Below are 17,078 nucleotides of genomic sequence, written 5' to 3' on the forward strand. Positions count from 1 at the left end.
TGTGCCCAAGCACGATTCGCGGACGTTGCTCGGTTACAATCCGCGCCATGCATATTCTCATTGCCAACGACGACGGATACCTCGCCCCTGGGCTTGCAGCGCTGCATCGCGCGCTGAGCCCCCTCGGCCGCGTGACGGTGGTCGCACCAGAACAGAACCACAGCGGCGCGTCCAACTCGCTGACGCTGCAGCGTCCGCTTTCGGTGTTCGAAGCGACGGAAGGTGCCCAGAAGGGTTTTCGCTTCGTCAACGGCACGCCGACGGATTGCGTTCACATCGCGCTCACCGGCATGATCGAAGAGAAGCCCGACTTGGTCGTCTCCGGTATCAACCAGGGCCAGAACATGGGTGAAGACGTGCTGTATTCCGGCACGGTCGCCGCCGCCATCGAAGGTTACCTGTTCGGTATTCCGTCGATTGCGTTTTCGCAGGCCGACAAGGGCTGGACGCACCTCGACGCCGCCGAGCGCATTGCCCGCGAGGTGGTCGAGCGCTATCTGTCCGATCCGCTGGACGGGCCGGTCCTGCTGAACGTCAACATCCCGAATCTGCCGTACGCCGAGCTGGCTGGTTGGCGTGCGACGCGTCTGGGCAAGCGGCATCAGTCGCAGCCGGTGATCCGTCAGGCCAATCCGCGCGGTGAGCCGATCTTCTGGGTCGGTGCCGCCGGCGATGCAAAAGACGCCAGCGAGGGCACCGATTTCCACGCCGTTGCGCACGGCTTCGTCTCGCTGACGCCGCTGCAGCTCGATCTGACCGATACGGCCCAACTGCGCACGGTGCGCCGCTGGCAGACACCATGATCGGCCCGGTGGCTCATGTCTGAACGCCCGCGCGACCGGCGCTTCCCGTTGACGCTCGATGCAGTGGTCGAGCGTAAGCCGGCGGAGCCCCAGCGTAAAACGCGAATCTCGTCCGGGGTAAGCGCAGTCTCGCGCCCCACGCCGGTGCGCGCGGCATCCGTGGAGCGCGCGTCGCCCGCTTCCGCCCCCGCACCCGCGCCGCAACGTGTGGCGGGGGTCGACGCCGCGGTCGGCGCCGTCGCTGCGAGCGCTGTGCAGGCACGCACAGCGGCAGCGCATGCGGCGGCGGGCGGCATGGCGTCGGACCGCGCGCGTCAGGCATTGGTTGGCCGGGTGCAAGCCGGCGGCGTGAGTGACAAGCGCGTGCTGGCAGCGATCGGCACCGTGCCGCGCCATCTGTTTGTCGATGCTGGCCTGGCGTCGCAGGCGTATGAGGATTCCGCACTGCCGATCGGCCATCAGCAAACGATCTCGAAGCCGTCAGTGGTCGGGCGGATGATCGAGTTGTTGTTAAGTGGACGGTCGGGCCGCACCGGCATGCCGCTGGCACGTGTGCTGGAAATCGGCACTGGCTGCGGCTACCAGGCAGCCGTTCTGGCGCAACTCGCCGACGAGGTGTACTCCATCGAGCGCGTTCGTCCGCTGCACGAAAAAGCCAAAGCGAACTTGCGGCCACTCCGCGTGCCAAACATCCGTCTGCACTATGGCGACGGCATGCTGGGGCTGCCGAAGGCCGCGCCGTTCGACGCCATCATCCTGGCGGCGGCGGGGCTGGAGGTGCCGCAGGCGCTGCTCGACCAGCTTACTGTCGGCGGCCGGCTGGTTGCCCCAGTGGCCACCGACCGCAACAGTGGCCCCGCGCAGCAGCTCGTTCTCATCGAGCGCCGCAGCCGCTTTCAGTTTCACAGTACCGCGCTTGAAGGCGTTTTCTTTGTCCCGTTAAAATCAGGAACTGTTTAGCATGTTCACTTCCCGGAGCTCCATGAACCGTCCAAGCCCCGCACGCGCAGGCCGGCTCGCCGTGGCGATGGTGTCGGCCGCACTATTGGCGGCTTGCGCATCCTCCGGCAATCAGGCCCCCGTTCTCGACCGCACCTCGCGTGCCGGCAGCGCTGGGACCGTATCGCAAGAGCCGCCGCCCCCCGGCTACTATCGCGTCAAGCGTGGCGATACCTTGTACAGCATCGCCCTGCGCAACGGCCAGGCGCCGCGAGACCTTGTGGCCTGGAACAACATCGCCAACCCGAACCAGATCGAAGTCGATCAGCTGCTACGCGTTGTTCCGCCGAACGCCGATGTCAGCAGCAGCGGGGCCATCGTCACGCCGGTTCGCCCGCCTAACACAACTACGCAGCCGGTCGACTCCACGCCAGCCACCGCGCCGTCCGCAGCGGCGTCCACCGCTCCTGCCGGGGCAAGCGACAGCGCAATTTCCCTGGCTTGGCCGGCACGCGGCTCGCTCATCAACCGTTTCGATGACAAGAGCAACAAGGGCATCGACATTGGTGGCAAACGTGGTGATGCGGTGGTCGCTGCCGACGACGGAAAAGTGATCCACGTTGGACCCTTGCGTGGGTACGGGAATCTTGTCATCATCAAACACAACGACACGTTCCTGACCGCCTACGGCAACAACGACAAGGTTCTGGTCACCGAGCAATCCACGGTCAAGAAAGGGCAGAAGATCGCCGAAATGGGCAGTACCGATGCGGATCGCGTGAAGCTTCATTTTGAAGTGCGCCGTAACGGTAAGCCGGTCGATCCGATGCGCTACTTGCCGCCTCAATAGAGGTATGCATGCCGCGCCAGAAAGCTGCCACGCCCGTCACCCCCGCCGATGACAACATCGACGCTGCTGTAGAGGGCCAGAGCACCCCGAATGGGCGCGCGGGGCGGCGTGCGCGCGGCGCGGCACAGCCTCCTGCTGAAGAGATCGAAGTCGTCGACGCGCTGGTCGACGATCTACCTGCCTCCGATTCTGCTGATCTCAACGATACGTCGGACAGTGCCGACGAGCCGGATGAAGAAGAGGAAGAGGGTGAAGAGGCCGAGGAGGCCGCACCCGAGGAAGATTTCCGCAAGGTGCTGCAGGCCGAACTGGCCGCCGACACGGTTCAGCACTACCTCAATCGCATCAGCATCAAGCCGCTCCTGACCCCAGCGGAGGAGCTGCATTTTTCGACGCTGGCCAAGGCGGGCGAATTTGCCGCGCGCCAGGTCATGATCGAGCGCAACCTGCGCTTGGTCGTAAGCATCGCGAAGGGCTATCTGAACCGCGGTGTGCCGCTCCTTGATTTGATCGAAGAGGGCAACCTGGGTCTGATGCACGCGATCGAAAAATTCGATCCGGAACGCGGGTTCCGTTTCTCGACGTATGCAACGTGGTGGATCCGCCAGAGCATCGAACGCGCGATCATGAATCAGGCGCGTACGGTCCGTCTGCCGGTGCATGTGATTCGTGAGCTCAATCAAGTGTTGCGCGCTAAGCGCCATCTCGAAAAGAGTGGTGTGGACGGCCGCGACGCAAGCCTCGAAGACATCGCCCACCTGCTCGGCAAGACCACGGAAGAAGTGCAGGACGTGCTCTCGCTCAACGAGCACACGACTTCGCTCGACACACCGTTCGATCTTGATCCGGGTACGAGCCTGCTCGATTTCCTATCGGACGAGCATGGTGCCTCGCCGGATCAGGAGGTGGCACATCGCGAGCTTTCACTGCTGATGAAGTCGTGGCTTGCGCGCTTGTCCGACAAGCACCGCTATGTGGTGGAGCGCCGCTTCGGCCTCAATTACATCGAGCCTGCGACTCTGGAAGAGCTGGCCGCCGAGATGGGCCTGACGCGCGAACGTGTTCGTCAGATTCAGCAGGAAGCGCTGGTCAAGCTCAAGCGCCATTTCGCTTCGCAGGGCGTGCGTAAGGACGCGGTGCTGTAAGGCGCCGCTGCCTCTCTTCTTTCTCCTCCAGTTCCATTCAGTCGTTCCGAAGCTCCAGCAGCATCGGTTGGTGATCCGATGCTTGCGTGGTGCTGTTGACTTCCATCCGCAGCACGCGCGGCTTCAATGGATCGCTGATCAGCATGAAATCGCACGCGTAGGCGGATTCTGTCCAGCCCGCGCGGTCGTGCACACCAAAGGTCGGTGGCTGCGGCGTGGTGCCGTGCGCGATCTCCCACGCATCATGCAAAGCGGCTTCCCGAGTGAACGGCACGGTGGCCAAGCGCTTCGGTGTGGAATCCGGCCTGCAATTGAAATCACCGCAAATGATGGTTGCCGTGGTCTGCGCAAGCGGGCGAAATGGGCCTGTTTCTGGCTCTGAGCCAAGCACCGATGGTTGAAGCGCGCGTGCGCAACCTTCTGTGTGGATCGCGCGCAGCGCATCGATTTGCGCCAGACGTTGAGGCTCCGAGTAATACTCCAGATGCGTTGTGACGACGCGCAGCGCGCCAAACGGCGCTTGGACGATCGCCTCAATGGCCATGCGCGGCATGTATGGCGTGGCATCGGGCGGGCACGGCAGCGCGTGGCGCCGGACGTAATGCACGGGCAGACGTGTGGCGATCGCGTTGCCAAAGCGCTGCACATGTGTGCCGTTGTGCCGCTCCAGCGCGAACCCGCCGATCACGGTGTAGTCGGAGCCAAGCGCGTCGGCGAGTTCGCTCCATTGATCGATGCCTGGTCGGCCTGGCAGGTCGCTTAAGCCGGAGGTGACTTCCTGCAGGCACAACACGTCGAATTCGGACATGGCACGTGCGTGCGCGAGTTGGCGCTCGAGGCTGACTTGCCCGTCGGCGCCGCGGCCCCACTGGATATTCCACGTCAGGATGACGGTGCCCATGCTGGTCCTCCGGTGTCTTACAATGCCGCCCTTGTCCTCATTTTGCCCAGGCTCGCTCGTGTCTCAAGCTGCACCTAACGTCACGCCTTCCTCTCCTGATTCAGCAATCGCCGCTACGGACGCGCCGCCCGCCAAACCACGTGGCCGCCGTAAACCGGAGATGCCCGTGGCCGGCCCTTTGGACATCGTCTCCCTCGACGGCGAAGCGCGCGGCATCGGCCGCTTGACCAATGAAGATGGTACGCCGGGCAAGGTGGTCTTCGTCGAAGGCGCATTGCCGGGTGAGCGCGTCATGTATCGCAGTCATCGCGTGAAGTCGTCGTACGAGCAGGCGAGCGTGGTGGACATTTTGCGCCAGTCCGCCTCGCGCGTGACGCCGCATTGCAAGTTCTTTGGCGTGTGCGGTGGCTGCTCGATGCAGCATCTGGATTCGCGCGCACAGGTCGCGATCAAGCAGCGCGTGCTGGAAGACGACCTGTGGCATCTGGCCAAGCTGCGTCCGGACGTCGTGTTCCGACCGATTGCCGGCCCCGACTGGGGCTACCGCTATCGCGCCCGCTTGACCGTGCGCCATGTTGCGGCCAAAGGTGGTGTGCTGGTGGGCTTCCACGAGCGCAAGAGCAGCTACGTGGCCGACATGACGTCGTGCGAGGTGCTGCCGCCGCACGTATCCGCGCTGCTGGTGCCGTTGCGCGAGTTGGTGGGGCGCCTGTCGATCGTGCAACGTATGCCGCAGATCGAGCTGGCGGTCGGGCAGGACGTGACCGCGCTGGTTTTGCGCAATCTGGAGCCCATCACCGCCGAGGATGAGGCCGAGCTGCGCACTTTTGCCGATCAGCACAACGTTCAGTTCTGGCTGCAACCCAAGGGGCCGGACACCGTCTATCCGTTCTATCCCCTCGACCGTACACTGACGTACACGCTGCCGGAGTTTGGCATCACGATGCCGTTCAAACCGACGGATTTCACGCAGGTCAATCACCAGATCAACCGGGTGCTGATGTCGCGGGCGCTGAAGTTGCTCGATGCCCGGCCCAGCGATCGGCTCCTTGACCTGTTCTGCGGTATCGGCAACTTCACGCTGCCAATGGCGACGCGGGCGCGCGAAGTCATGGGCATCGAAGGCAGCGAGGCGCTGACAACCCGGGCGCTCGCCAACGCCCAGCACAACGGTTTGGACGCGAAAACGACGTTCGCTTGCCGCAATCTCTTCGAAGTGTCGGCCGATGATATTGCCGCTCTGGGCAAGTTCGATCGTTGGCTGATCGATCCGCCGCGCGAAGGTGCGTTGGCTGTGTCCAAGGCACTGGCTGAGTTGTCTCAACGTGGCGGTGAGGCCGCTGATTTGCTGCCTAAGCGTATCGTCTACGTGTCATGCAACCCTGCAACGCTGGCGCGCGATGCGGGTTTGCTCGTGCATGAGGCCGGATACAGGCTGGCGGGCGCAGGGGTGGTCAATATGTTTCCGCACACCTCGCACGTGGAATCGATGGCGGTATTCGAGCGTGACTAAGTACGCATCACGCAATCTGCGTGCAAAAAAAACCGGCGCATGAGGCGCCGGTTTTTTTTGCACCACGCTATTGCTAGCGCACTGCGGGGTAAGGTTCGCTCAGTTGCGATTCCCGCCGAAGATCCCCAGGATGGCCAGCAGGTTCGTAAAAATGTTGTAGACGTCCAGGTAGATGGCCAGGGTAGCCGTCACGTAGTTGGTCTCGCCGCCGTTCACGATGCGCTGCACGTCGAACAGGATGTACGCCGAGAAGATCGCGATAGCCAGTACCGAGATCGTCAGCATCATCGCGGGCAGTTGCAGCCAGATGTTGGCCACCGAGCCAACGATCAGCACCAGCACGCCCATGAACAGCCACTTACCCAGGCCCGAGAAATCGCGCTTGCTGACCGTGGCGACCGTCGCCATCACGCCGAAGATGATCGCTGTTCCTCCGAACGCCGTCATGATGAGTGACGCGCCATTCGAGAAGCCCAGAATCATGCCGATCAACCGGGACAGCATCAGCCCCATGAAGAAGGTGAAGCCAAGCAGCAATGCCACGCCGACGCCGCTGTTCTTGAAGCGCTCAATGGCGTAGAAGAAACCAAAAGCCACTGCCATGAAGATGACGAAACCCATCAGCGGGTTGCGTCCCATCAGGTTGAAGCCGGTGGCGACGCCGATCCAGGCACCGAGGATGGTGGGGATCATGGAAAGCGCGAGCAGCCAATAGGTATTGCGCAGCACGCGATTGCGGACGGCCAACGCGCCGGCGGTGCCGGAAGCGCCAAAACCGTACGTGTTGAGTTGGTTGTCCATGCGAACTCCTTGGGTGAATGACATTGCAGACAATGCGACGACACAGCGAATGTGGCATCCGAGGCGGGCTTTTGCAAGCCACCTCGTCCTTACTTGGAGAGTCAGCATGCCACGCGGTTCCGGCGGCGGGAGGGCAATCGGGACGGAAAATGCCCTTTGGACGTGACTTTTCGTGCTCTCCATAAGGGGATACTAAGCCGTGTTCATCGGGCTGGCGGCGTGCGCTGCGGGAAGTGACTGTGCCGCCTCCCCCCGCGGCCACCGCGCGTCACCATCGGTTGCACCGCTTGACATCCAATCCGGTTCCCTCCCGTGTTAGAATCTAACGTTTATCTTTCACGTAACACCTTCATTTTTTGGAGTTTTTGATGGCGCTCGAACGCACTTTGTCGATTATCAAACCGGATGCCGTGGCCAAGAATGTCATCGGCCAGATCTACGCCCGCTTCGAAGGTGCCGGCCTGAAGATCGTCGCAGCCAAGATGATCCACCTGTCGCGCGCTGAAGCCGAACAGTTCTACGCTGTGCACAAGGAGCGCCCGTTCTTCAAGGACCTGGTGGACTTCATGATCTCGGGCCCGGTGATGGTGCAGGCGCTGGAAGGCGAAAACGCAATCGCCAAGAACCGTGACCTGATGGGCGCAACCGATCCGAAGAAGGCAGAGAAGGGCACCATCCGCGCCGACTTCGCTGACAGCATCGACGCCAACGCCGTGCACGGTTCGGACGCAGCTGAAACGGCTGCCGTGGAAATTGCGTTCTTCTTCCCGGGCCTGAACATTTACAGCCGCTAAGCGTCAACACTAGACTGGGATTGTGGTTTCGGGTTGCAAGTCATGAGCGATGTGGTGAATCTCCTCGATTTCGACGCACAGGGCCTTCTCGCGTACTGCGAGAGCCTGGGTGAGAAGTCGTTTCGCGCCAAGCAGTTGCAGCGCTGGATTCATCAGTCGGGCGCGTCCGATTTTGGCGAGATGACCGATCTCGCCAAGTCGCTGCGCGAAAAGCTTGCGACCCGCGCCAACATCCAGGCGCCGGCGGTCATTACCGATCACCTTTCGTCGGATGGCACGCGCAAGTGGCTGGTCGACGTGGGGCAGGGCAATGCCGTGGAGACGGTCTACATCCCCGAAGAGACGCGCGGCACGTTGTGCGTATCGTCTCAGGCGGGGTGTGCCGTCAACTGCCGGTTCTGTTCGACCGGCAAGCAGGGTTTCTCGCGCAATCTGAGCACTGGCGAGATCATCGGTCAGCTGTGGATGGCGGAATTCGCAATGCGCAAACAGCTCGGCCGTGGTCCGAAAGACGACCGCGTCATCACCAATGTGGTCATGATGGGCATGGGCGAGCCGCTGCTGAATTACGACGCCGTGGTGCCCGCTCTGGCGCTGATGCTGGACGACAACGCGTATGGCCTTTCACGCCGTCGCGTAACGGTATCCACCTCCGGCGTCGTGCCGATGATGGACCGTCTTGCGCGCGATGTGCCTGTGGCACTTGCCGTGTCGCTGCATGCATCCAATGATGCGCTGCGGGACGTGCTCGTGCCGCTCAACAAGAAGTACCCGCTGGCCGAACTGATGGCTGCTTGCCGCCGCTATCTCGAGTTCGCGCCGCGCGATTTCATCACCTTTGAATACTGCATGCTGGATGGTGTCAACGACACCGTCGAGCATGCCCGTGAACTGCTGCGCGTCGTGGCCGACGTGCCGTGCAAGTTCAACCTGATCCCCTTCAACCCTTTCCCGGAGTCGGGGTTGAAGCGCTCGAACAATGAGCAGATCCGCCGCTTCTCGCAGGTGCTGTTGGATGCTGGCATTGTCACCACCATCCGCAAGACGCGGGGCGATGACATCGATGCCGCTTGCGGTCAGCTCGCTGGCGAGGTCAAAGATCGCACACGCCTGGCCGAGCGCGGGAAGTTCGGCAAGATCGTCGAGATCCCGGTGATCGGGGCCGACTCCACTCACCGCATGGGTACCGCATGAAGCGTTGGTCGACTGCTGTCAGTCTGGTATTCACGCTGGCAGCCGCCGGGTGCGCATTGTCGCCGTCGGTCCAGACACAGACACGAGAAGTCGCGACCGCCCCCGATCAAAAGGCCGACACCGGCCGTCGGGCTGCGATCCGATTACAGCTTGCGACGCAATACTTGGAAGCCGGACAGAACGCGACAGCGCTTGAGGAAATCAAGAATGCCATCGCGATCGATCCGAGCGTCCCGAACGCCTATCACATTCGCGCGCTGGCTTACATGAATCTGGGCCAACGCGAGCAGGCGGATGAGAGTTTTCGCAGCGCTCTGGCGGCAACGCCGCAAGATGGAGACCTGCTGAACAACTACGGCTGGTTCCTGTGCTCGCAAGGCGGCAAGCCGGATCAAGGCATGGCGATGCTGCGCCAAGCCATTGAGGCGCCGGCGGCCGGTAGCCCCGCGAAACCATGGACGAATCTGGGTGTGTGCCAGATGCGTCAAGGTGATCTGGATGGCGCCGAGAAGAGCCTGACACGCGCCACTTACATCGACGCAAACAATCCGCTGACCAACCTGACATTGGCGCAGCTGTACTACAAACGCCGCGAATATTCGCGTGCCATGCCGTTTATCGAACGTGTGAATGGCCGTGGCAATCCGACGGCGGAAAGCCTGTGGCTGGGCGCTCGGATCGCGCGCCGCCTTGGCGACGCTTCGCAGCAGAACGCATGGAGCGCGCAATTGCAGCGTCGCTTCCCCAATGCGCCCGAAGAGGCGGCATTCGAACGAGGAGCCTGGGATGACTGACCGCGACGTGGCAAGCGCAGCCGGCTTTTCTCACGGCGCGGCGCCTGCCTCGAATCCGCCTGCCTCCACTTCGCCGGACCGCGACGATGCGCTGCGCGAGATCGCTGAACGCCTGCGTGCCGGCCGAGAGCGGCAGCGGCTGACGGTCGACGATCTGGCAGGGCGTCTGAAGGTGGCGCCGGGTAAGTTGTCGGCGGTGGAGTCGGCAGATGTCAGTGCATTGCCCGACATGACCTTTACCAAAGGGCTTATCCGTGCCTATGCGCGTGCTCTGCAAGTGGATGTCGATGACCAGCTTGCGCGTTTGAATGCCCGTGCGCCGGTCACCAACATCGGTTTGCGACCCGAAGGCGGGCTGGGTGAATCGTTTTCCGACAAGCCGAGCTTTGCGAAGCGTCGTGGTGGCGGTAGCCGCTGGCTGATTGGCGTGCTCGTTGCGGTGGTTGTGGCGGGTGGAGCGCTGGCTGGTATGGATCGTCTGAAGCAGTGGTTTGCCACGCAAACGGCTGCTACGCAGAACACCGAATCCGCCGGCAAGGAAGCGACTGCCGAGCAAACTCCGCCCGCGCAAGCGGCTCCGGCTCCGGACCAGGCTGCGGCTGAAACACCGGCCGCTTCGATGCCGACACCGTTGACGCCTGTCGCCCCGGCCGCCCCTGCCTCGGGCGTGGTAACTGCGCCGCTTGCGCAGCCGCCAACACTGCCGCGTTCGGATAACGGTGCAGTCCCGGCGCCCACTGCAGCCGCTGCAGCCGCTGCAGGCGCTAAGGCTGCTGTGGTCAACGTCGATGCTCGAGTGACTGCACAGCCTACGGAAACGGCCAAACCGGCTGAACCTGCGGTTGGCGGCGGCACGGTCTCCGTGCGCTTCTCTGGTTCCTCTTGGTATGAAATCAAGGATAAGACCGGCAAGACGCTCGCCAGCGGCATCTCCAAGGAAGGCGACGCGCGCGATTTGACCGGCACGCCGCCGTTCAAGGTTGTCTTCGGGAATGCGGAAGCCGTTGAGTCGCTGGCCGTGGGCGGTGCATCCGTCGATCTTCAAAAATACGCCCGCAATCGCGTGGCGCGGGCTACGTTGCCCTGAACCGTTTTGTAAATGGCGCGTTGCCGCAGGTGGCGCGCCTCGTCTGACCATGGAAATTTCCACGCCTCTCGATTGCGTTCCAGCCTTGGTGGGTCCGCTGCCGCGCCGGAACTCGCGCGCCGCGGAAATCCGCTGGGGTGATCGCGTCGTGCACGTCGGCGGCGCCGCGCCGGTCTGTGTGCAATCGATGACGAATACCGACACGTCGGACGCCATCGGCACGGCAATCCAGGTGAAGGAGCTGGCGCGTGCGGGCTCTGAGTTGGTGCGTATCACAGTGGATACGCCTGCCGCCGCTGCCGCGGTGCCGGCTATTCGCGAGCAGCTCGACCGCATGGGCGTGGATGTACCGCTGGTCGGCGATTTTCACTACAACGGCCACAAGCTGCTGCAGGACTATCCAGAGTGCGCGCAGGCGCTGTCCAAGTACCGGATCAACCCTGGCAACGTCGGGCAAGGCGCAAAGCGCGACACGCAGTTTGCGCAGATGATCGAGATCGCCTGCCGCTACGACAAGCCTGTGCGTATCGGGGTGAACTGGGGCAGCCTCGACCAAGATTTGCTTGCACGGATCATGGACGAGAACGCGCAACGCGCAACGCCATGGGATGCCCGCGCGGTGATGGTCGAGGCGTTGATCACCTCGGCGATTCAGTCCGCACAGAAGGCGGAAGAGCTGGGCTTGCCGGGCAGGCAGATCATCCTGTCGTGCAAAGTCTCGGCGGTACAGGATCTGATTGCGGTGTATCGCGAACTTGCGCGTCGCTGTAACTACGCGTTGCACCTGGGTCTGACCGAGGCCGGTATGGGAAGCAAGGGCATTGTCGCTTCCACGGCGGCCTTGTCGGTGCTCCTGCAGGAAGGCATCGGCGACACCATCCGCATCTCTCTTACGCCCGAGCCGGGTGCGCCGCGCGAGAAGGAAGTCATCGTCGCGCAAGAGATTCTGCAGACCATGGGCCTGCGCAACTTCACACCAATGGTCATTGCATGCCCGGGTTGCGGGCGCACGACCAGCACGGTGTTCCAGGAACTGGCGGCGCGCATCCAGTCGTATTTGCGCGAGCAGATGCCGAAGTGGAAGACGCAGTACCCAGGAGTTGAGGAGATGAATGTGGCCGTGATGGGCTGCATCGTCAACGGGCCAGGCGAGAGCAAGCACGCCAACATCGGCATCTCGCTCCCGGGCACGGGCGAATCGCCTGCGGCGCCGGTATTCGTTGACGGGGTGAAAGTAAAAACGCTGCGCGGCGAACGCATTACAGAGGAATTCCAGACGATCGTCGACGAATACGTGCGGACGCATTACGGCCCACAGGCTCCGGCGATTGTCTGAAACGGCATCAGGCTTCGAACCCGGAGCCGAAGTAGGAAACGACCGGCCGGCCCCGCATGCAGCTAAATGCGAGAGGCCGGTCTTCAAGTGACATCATGAGCGATACACAAAAACAACGCGTGCAGAAGATCGCCGGCGTCAAAGGCATGAACGACCTGTTGCCCAGTGACGCCCCGCTGTGGGAGCACTTTGACAACGCCGTACGCAGCATGCTCCGCGCCTATGGCTACCAGCAGATTCGCACGCCGATCGTAGAGCAGACGCAATTGTTTGTGCGTGGCATTGGCGAGGTGACGGACATCGTCGAGAAAGAGATGTACACCTTTACCGATGCGTTGAACGGCGAGCAGCTGACCATGCGCCCGGAAGGCACCGCTGCCGCCGTGCGCGCAGTGATCGAGCACAACCTGCTGTACGACGGTCCGAAGCGCCTGTGGTACACCGGCCCGATGTTCCGCCACGAGCGTCCGCAGCGTGGACGCTATCGCCAGTTCCATCAGGTGGGCGTGGAAGCGCTAGGCTTTGCTGGCCCCGATATCGACGCAGAAGTCATCCTGATGTGCCAGCGGCTGTGGGACGACCTCGGCCTGGTCGGCCTAAAGCTGGAGTTGAACTCGCTCGGTCAGGCGGATGAGCGCGCTGCACACCGCGCCGATCTCATCAAATATCTGGAAGGCTTCCAGGACATTCTGGATGAGGACGGCAAGCGCCGCCTGTACAGCAATCCGCTGCGCGTGCTCGACACCAAGAACCCGGCGCTGCAGGACATGGCGGCAGGCGCGCCCAAGCTGATCGACTACCTGGGCGACGAATCGCGTGCGCACTTCGAAGGCGTGCAGAAGTTGCTGAAGGCGAACAACATTCCGTTCACCATCAACCCGCGTCTGGTGCGCGGCTTGGATTACTACAACCTCACCGTCTTTGAGTGGACGACCGACAAGCTGGGCGCGCAAGGCACCGTGGCCGGCGGCGGCCGCTACGACCCGCTGATCGAGCAGATCGGCGGTAAGCCGGCCCCCGCATGCGGCTGGGCGATGGGCGTCGAGCGCATCATCGAGCTGCTGCGCGAAGAAAAGCTTGAGCCAGAAGCGCAGGGCTGCGACGTCTACATCGTCCATCAGGGTGATGAGGCGCAGGTGCAGGCGCTGATCGCCGCAGAGCGACTGCGCGACGCCGGCCTCGACGTCATTCTTCACGCCTCGCCGGAAGGGCGCAACGGTAGCTTCAAGTCGCAGTTCAAGCGCGCTGACGCAAGTGGCGCCTCCTATGCGGTTATCATTGGCGACGATGAAGTCACCCAAGGTGTTGCGCAGATCAAGCCGCTGCGTGGTGATCCGGCCGCGGATGCCCAGCAGACCGTGCCGTCGGACCAGCTGGTCGACCGCCTGATCGATGCCATGGTGGCCAACAACGACTAACCGCGGCAGTGCATTCGCCAGCGAACGACCGCGATTCACCTCTAATATTCAAGCTCTGCAAAGCATGGCCTACGATCTCGAAGAACAGGAACAGATAGAGAGTCTCAAGCACTGGTGGCGTGATAACGGCAACGTAATCACGTGGATCGCCATTGTGGTGCTGCTGGCCGTGGCAGGCTGGTTCGGCTGGAAGAATTGGGAGCGTAAGCAAGCGGGCGAAGCGTCCGTGCTGTATGAGCAGGTACAGAAGGCCGTTGATGGCAAAGACGCTGAGAAGATCAAGCGTGCCGCCACGGATATGGAAGACAAGTTCGGCGGCACGGCATATGCGCAGATGACCGCGTTGGCGACCGCGAAGGCGCTGTACGAAGCCAACGATGCAGCGGGTGCAAAAGCGCAACTGCAATGGGCAGTTGGTCATGCACGCGACGATGAGTACAAGGCGCTGGCCAAGCTGCGCCTGGCGGGGCTCCTGCTCGACGAGAAAGCCTACGATCAGGGCATCGCGCTAGTCTCCGGTGATATTTCGCCGGCTTTCGCCGCGCTGTACGCCGATCGCCGCGGTGACCTTCTTGCCGCGCAGAACAAGAACGAAGATGCCCGCGCTGCTTACAAGCTGGCGTTGGAAAAGTTCGGTCCGGCTGATGCTTCGGCTCGCCAGATCGTGCAGTTCAAGCTGGATGCGCTGGGCGGTGCCTGATTGGCGTAACCCGAGCAATTCAACGCATAACAAAAAGGATCCCGATTTCATGATTCACGCACTTGAGCAGGGTGGTGTCACGCGCGGTGTTGCCCAGGCAGCACGCGTGGCAGTGCTGGCACTGACGGCGACGGCTGTCCTTGGCGGTTGCTCGCTGTTCAGCAGCAAGACAAAGCATGAGCCGGCCAAGCTGAAGGAAGTTCAGCAAGTGTTGGCCGTGCGCCAGGTCTGGAGCGTGAGCGTCGGGAAGAGTGGCCGCTACGTGATGCAGCCGGCCGTGGCGGGCAACAACGTCTACGTGTCGGCCGCCGGCGGAACCGTGACCGCCCTGGATGGCGCCACCGGACGCACGGTGTGGCAAGGCAAGGCCGATGTGGACTTGACCTCCGGCCCGGGCAGCGATGGCACGCTGACGGCAGTGGCAGGTGAGAAGGGCGCAGTCATTGCGTTCGACGAAAAGGGCGCGCAAAAGTGGAAGGTCGCTGTCAACGGTGAAGTTCTGACCGCGCCGCTGGTGGGTCAGGGGCTGGTGATTGTTCGTACGACGGACGGTCGCGTCCTGGGGCTGGACCCCAGCAACGGCGAGCGCAAGTGGATCTACCAGCGTTCGCCCTCGGCGCTGAACCTGCGCAGCAGCCTGCCGATGGTTTTTGCCGGCGATAACGTCATCCTCGGTTTTGCGGGTGGCAAGCTGGGTGCGGTTTCGGCCAGCAATGGCGCGCTGCGCTGGGAAGCCGCTGTGTCGTATCCGCGCGGTGTATCGGAGATCGAGCGTCTGAACGACGTGACTGGAGCGCCGTCGATCAGCGGTTCACAAGTCTGCGCAGCCAGCTTCCAAGGGCGGGTGGCGTGTTTCGATACGAGCACTGGCGCACCGCGCTGGGGACGAGATTTCTCGTCGCCGAGCGGTGTGACGCAAGAGGATGATGGACTGTTCGCCGCTGACGAAAAGTCGGTGGTCTACGGTTTTAACGCACAGAACGGCGCCGATCTTTGGAAGAACGACGCCCTTCTTTGGCGCGACCTCGGCACGCCGCTGGCCTTCGGTCGCGCGGTCATTGTGGGCGATTCCGAAGGCTGGCTACATTTCCTGTCGCGCGACGACGGCAAGTTCGTGGCCCGCGTAAAGACCGACAGCAGCGCCATTGGCGCGGCGCCCGTGGTGGTGGGCCAGACGCTGGTCGTGCAGACCCGCGGTGGCGGCGTCTACGGCTATCTGCCAAAGTAACATTGGCCGCCTTGGTCCGAAGGGGCTGCGGCGGCACACGCATCACATCGGGGCGGCAGCGCCGCCTTGAACTTGCGCCCGCGTATTCCGCGGGCGTCTTGCATCTGTGTCACCAGGCATTCAGCCGTGCAGATGCCAACCGCAGTTGCAACAATCAGAATTTGCCGTGGCGCTATTCGCGTGCGGCACACAAGCATGAAACCAGTCATTGCCCTTGTAGGGCGGCCGAATGTCGGCAAATCGACCCTCTTCAACCGTCTGACGCGCTCGCGTGACGCGTTGGTTGCGGATATTCCGGGCCTGACGCGCGATCGCCACTACGGCGAAGGCCGGGTCGGCGACCGTCCGTTCATCGCCATCGATACCGGCGGCTTCGAACCCGTGGCCAAGGATGGCATCGTTGCAGAAATGGCCAAGCAGACGCGCCAAGCTGTGGTCGAGGCCGATGTCGTGATTTTCATCGTCGACGGCCGACTCGGGTTGGCGCCACAAGATCGGGTGATTGCCGACTACCTGCGCAAAACCGGGCGTCGCATCCTTCTGGCCGTCAACAAGGCCGAGGGCATGCGCTACACGGCTGTCGCCAGCGATTTCTATGAACTGGGCCTGGGCGATCCGGCTGCCATCTCGGCCGCGCATGGCGATGGAGTCAATGACCTTGTGGCGGAGGCGCTTGACCTCGCATTTGCGGAGCGTCCGGAGCTTGCCGAGGCAGCTGACGCGCACGACCATGGCACTCGCATCGCCATCGTTGGCCGTCCGAACGTAGGCAAGTCGACGCTTGTGAATGCGCTGATCGGCGAAGAGCGCGTGATCGCCTTCGATATGCCGGGCACCACGCGCGATGCCATCTACGTGGACTTCGAGCGTAACGGCAAACCTTACACGCTTATCGATACGGCGGGCTTGCGCAAGCGTGGCAAGGTGTTCGAGGCCATTGAGAAGTTCTCGGTGGTGAAGACGCTGCAATCCATTGCAGATGCCAACGTGGTCGTGCTGATCCTCGATGCGCAGCAGGATATTTCCGATCAGGACGCGCATATCGCCGGCTTCATCGTCGAATCCGGCCGCGCGCTGGTGATCGGTGTGAACAAGTGGGATGGCCTGACCGGGCATGCCCGCGATCGTATCAAGCACGATATGGAGCGCAAGCTTCAGTTCCTGTCGTTCGCCAACGTGCATTACATTTCCGCCAAGGAGCGCACTGGCATTGGCGCGCTGATGAAGTCCGTGGACGCCGCTTATGCTGCCGCCATGGTCAAGCTGCCCACGCCAAAGCTCACGCGCGTGTTGATGGAGGCGGTCGAGTACCAGCAGCCGCGACGCGCAGGTGTTTCGCGCCCCAAGCTGCGCTACGCGCACCAGGGCGGTTCCAACCCGCCAATCGTGGTGGTTCACGGCAATGCGCTGTCGAATATTCCCGAAACCTATCGCCGCTACTTGGAGGGGCGCTTCCGCGAAGCCTTCCAACTGAAAGGCACACCGCTGCGGATCGAATTTCGTACGAACAAAAATCCGTACGCCCAATCCAACGACTGAGCACCGCGCGGGCGGTGCTCGACAGCGGGAGCGTGT

At 62.6% G+C, this 17,078-nt stretch carries 16 protein-coding genes; 14 read left to right on the top strand and 2 right to left on the bottom strand.

The annotated features are described in order from the left end of the window. The first annotated feature begins 47 nt into the window (after positions 1 to 47). From surE to rpoS, 4 genes are read left to right on the top strand one after another with little or no spacing between them, the layout of a single operon-like run. Complete coding sequence (gene surE / locus N5B55_RS06130; protein ID WP_065857629.1) at positions 48 to 803, top strand: 5'/3'-nucleotidase SurE; 756 nt, start codon at positions 48 to 50, stop codon at positions 801 to 803. 15 nt (positions 804 to 818) lie between these two features. Further along, positions 819 to 1,763, top strand: coding sequence for a protein-L-isoaspartate(D-aspartate) O-methyltransferase (locus N5B55_RS06135; protein WP_154207344.1), 945 nt, complete (start codon positions 819 to 821; stop codon positions 1,761 to 1,763). Between the two features lies 1 nt (position 1,764). Beyond that, a complete protein-coding gene (locus N5B55_RS06140) occupies positions 1,765 to 2,592 on the top strand; it encodes a peptidoglycan DD-metalloendopeptidase family protein (RefSeq protein WP_304539505.1) in 828 nt (275 codons plus the stop codon). Between the two features lie 8 nt (positions 2,593 to 2,600). Beyond that, complete coding sequence (gene rpoS, locus N5B55_RS06145; protein ID WP_304539506.1) at positions 2,601 to 3,737, top strand: RNA polymerase sigma factor RpoS; 1,137 nt, start codon at positions 2,601 to 2,603, stop codon at positions 3,735 to 3,737. A 37-nt stretch (positions 3,738 to 3,774) separates the two neighbouring features. Here rpoS and N5B55_RS06150 read toward each other — a convergent pair whose 3' ends face one another. Continuing rightward, positions 3,775 to 4,638: an endonuclease/exonuclease/phosphatase family protein gene (locus N5B55_RS06150; protein WP_304539507.1), complete on the bottom strand. Its 864-nt coding sequence runs from the start codon at positions 4,636 to 4,638 to the stop codon at positions 3,775 to 3,777. Positions 4,639 to 4,798: 160 nt separating this feature from the next. On the opposite strand from N5B55_RS06150, the gene rlmD reads away from it, so the two are divergent. After that, entirely contained in the window at positions 4,799 to 6,151 is a 1,353-nt protein-coding gene (gene rlmD, locus N5B55_RS06155) for a 23S rRNA (uracil(1939)-C(5))-methyltransferase RlmD (protein ID WP_304539508.1), read from the top strand. Between the two features lie 99 nt (positions 6,152 to 6,250). Here the strand turns inward: rlmD and N5B55_RS06160 are convergent, their stop codons facing one another. Next, complete coding sequence (locus N5B55_RS06160) at positions 6,251 to 6,952, bottom strand: Bax inhibitor-1/YccA family protein (protein WP_252692736.1); 702 nt, start codon at positions 6,950 to 6,952, stop codon at positions 6,251 to 6,253. A 368-nt stretch (positions 6,953 to 7,320) separates the two neighbouring features. On the opposite strand from N5B55_RS06160, the gene ndk reads away from it, so the two are divergent. The 9 genes from ndk (at position 7,321) to der (ending at position 17,042) form a co-directional block, all read left to right on the top strand. Further along, the gene (gene ndk / locus N5B55_RS06165) at positions 7,321 to 7,746 is read left to right on the top strand and encodes a nucleoside-diphosphate kinase (RefSeq protein ID WP_065857642.1); all 426 of its coding nucleotides are present in this window, start codon (positions 7,321 to 7,323) and stop codon (positions 7,744 to 7,746) included. A gap of 42 nt (positions 7,747 to 7,788) precedes the next feature. Next, positions 7,789 to 8,940 (top strand): 23S rRNA (adenine(2503)-C(2))-methyltransferase RlmN, encoded by a 1,152-nt coding sequence (gene rlmN, locus N5B55_RS06170; RefSeq protein ID WP_065857644.1) that lies wholly within the window; start codon positions 7,789 to 7,791, stop codon positions 8,938 to 8,940. Beyond that, positions 8,937 to 9,734 carry a type IV pilus biogenesis/stability protein PilW gene (gene pilW / locus N5B55_RS06175; RefSeq protein ID WP_065857646.1) on the top strand — a complete coding sequence of 266 codons (798 nt, stop codon included), beginning with the start codon at positions 8,937 to 8,939 and terminating at the stop codon, positions 9,732 to 9,734. The genes rlmN and pilW overlap by 4 nt, the downstream gene beginning before the upstream one ends. After that, positions 9,727 to 10,821, top strand: coding sequence for a RodZ domain-containing protein (locus N5B55_RS06180; RefSeq protein WP_304539509.1), 1,095 nt, complete (start codon positions 9,727 to 9,729; stop codon positions 10,819 to 10,821). Before pilW ends, N5B55_RS06180 begins: the two co-directional genes overlap by 8 nt. 49 nt (positions 10,822 to 10,870) lie before the next feature. Continuing rightward, on the top strand, positions 10,871 to 12,157 hold the full coding sequence (gene ispG / locus N5B55_RS06185; RefSeq protein WP_304539510.1) for a flavodoxin-dependent (E)-4-hydroxy-3-methylbut-2-enyl-diphosphate synthase: 1,287 nt from the start codon (positions 10,871 to 10,873) through the stop codon (positions 12,155 to 12,157). Positions 12,158 to 12,252: 95 nt separating this feature from the next. Beyond that, complete coding sequence (gene hisS / locus N5B55_RS06190) at positions 12,253 to 13,575, top strand: histidine--tRNA ligase (RefSeq protein WP_178959938.1); 1,323 nt, start codon at positions 12,253 to 12,255, stop codon at positions 13,573 to 13,575. Between the two features lie 64 nt (positions 13,576 to 13,639). Further along, on the top strand, positions 13,640 to 14,275 hold the full coding sequence (locus N5B55_RS06195) for a YfgM family protein (protein WP_304539766.1): 636 nt from the start codon (positions 13,640 to 13,642) through the stop codon (positions 14,273 to 14,275). 49 nt (positions 14,276 to 14,324) lie between these two features. Then, positions 14,325 to 15,503, top strand: coding sequence for an outer membrane protein assembly factor BamB (gene bamB, locus N5B55_RS06200; RefSeq protein WP_178959939.1), 1,179 nt, complete (start codon positions 14,325 to 14,327; stop codon positions 15,501 to 15,503). Positions 15,504 to 15,698: 195 nt separating this feature from the next. Further along, positions 15,699 to 17,042 carry a ribosome biogenesis GTPase Der gene (gene der, locus N5B55_RS06205; protein WP_065857654.1) on the top strand — a complete coding sequence of 448 codons (1,344 nt, stop codon included), beginning with the start codon at positions 15,699 to 15,701 and terminating at the stop codon, positions 17,040 to 17,042. The last annotated feature ends 36 nt before the right edge of the window (positions 17,043 to 17,078 follow it).

The organism is Ralstonia pickettii (assembly GCF_030582395.1).
In the GTDB taxonomy this organism is placed as follows: Bacteria; Pseudomonadota; Gammaproteobacteria; order Burkholderiales; family Burkholderiaceae; genus Ralstonia; species Ralstonia pickettii_D.